Source organism: Curtobacterium sp. MCBA15_007 (assembly GCF_001864905.1).
In the GTDB taxonomy this organism is placed as follows: domain Bacteria; phylum Actinomycetota; class Actinomycetes; order Actinomycetales; family Microbacteriaceae; genus Curtobacterium; species Curtobacterium poinsettiae.
Genome location: NZ_MJGM01000041.1, coordinates 1218 through 1867 on the forward strand (window position 1 = coordinate 1218; position 650 = coordinate 1867).

General features: G+C 71.1%; 1 pseudogene. It reads right to left on the minus strand.

The features are described 5' to 3' along the window. Positions 1–650 (minus strand): annotated as a pseudogene (locus BIU95_RS13385) (excinuclease ABC subunit C); the annotation flags it as partial.

Sequence of the window (650 nt, forward strand, 5' to 3'; positions counted from 1 at the left end):
CACGCCGGCTTCGTCCATCGCGCGCTTCGCGGCCTGCACCTGGGGCTGGCCGCCGTCGACGATCAGCAGCTGCGGACGGTAGGCGAACCGCTTCGTCGGCTTCGACCCCTCGACGACCTCGTCCGTCGTGACGTCGGGGACGTCCGGCAGCTCGGCGTCCTCGTCCAGCCGGGCCAGGCGCCGCGACAGCACCTGGTGCATGCTGTCGGTGTCGTCGGTGGTCTCGGCGATCGAGTACCGGCGGTACTGGTCCTTGCGCGGCAGACCGTCCTCGAACACCACCATCGAGGCGACGACGTTCGTGCCCTGCAGGTGCGAGATGTCGTAGCACTCCATGCGGAGCGGCGCCTCGGCCATGCCGAGGGCGTCCTGGATGTCGGCGAGTGCTGCGGCCCGGGTGGTGTAGTCGGCGGAGCGCTTGGTCTTGTAGAGCATGAGCGCCTGCCCGGCGTTCTGCGCAGCCGTCCGGGCGAGACCCGCACGGTCGCCGCGCTGGGCGGTGCTGAGCTTCGTGCCACGCCCGTTCCGGCGCTTGCTGAGCCACTCCTGGAGCGCGTCGGCGTCCTCTGGCAGCTCGGGGACGACGACTTCGCGCGGGGGCTCGTCCGTGACGTAGACGCCCTGCACGATCTGCTCGACGAGGTCGCCGG